A 565-nucleotide genomic window follows, 5' to 3' on the forward strand; every position below is an offset into this window, starting at 1 on the left:
AGATGCCTATTTCGAGGCCATGTCCGGGCTGACCACCACCGGCTCCACCGTGTTGACAGGCCTTGATTTCGCCCCGCCGGGCATCTTGCTGTGGCGCGCCCTGCTGCAATGGCTGGGCGGCATTGGCATCATTGTCATGGCCATCGCCATCCTGCCGCTGCTGCGGGTCGGCGGAATGCAGCTATTCCGCATGGAGGGGGCGGAAGCCTCGTCGGAAAAGGCCCTGCCCCGCGTTGCCGAGATCGTCAAGAGCATCGGCTCCATCTACCTGATCCTCAGCATCATCTGCACCATCTGTTATTATCTGGCGGGCATGAGCTTCTTTGAGGCCGTGGCCCATGCCATGACCACCATTTCGACCGCCGGTTTCTCGACCTCGGACGGGTCCATGGGGCATTTTGACAATGCCCTGATTGACGCCGTTGCCGTGGTCTTCATGATCCTTGGCGGCCTGCCCTTCCTGCTGTATATGCGCCTGACACAGGGACAACCCGGCAGCCTTGCCAATGACAGCCAGGTCCGCTGGTTCCTGGTGATTTTGGTGTTCGGCATCTTCCTGATGACC

At 60.5% G+C, this 565-nt stretch carries 1 protein-coding gene; it reads left to right on the plus strand.

Annotation, left to right across the window (positions count from 1 at the left end):
• Positions 1 to 565 (plus strand): TrkH family potassium uptake protein (locus QQJ79_RS15900; RefSeq protein ID WP_284223915.1); only part of this gene is annotated, 565 nt, incomplete at both ends.

It is taken from the genome of Brevundimonas denitrificans (assembly GCF_030160755.1).
In the GTDB taxonomy this organism is placed as follows: domain Bacteria; phylum Pseudomonadota; class Alphaproteobacteria; order Caulobacterales; family Caulobacteraceae; genus Brevundimonas; species Brevundimonas denitrificans.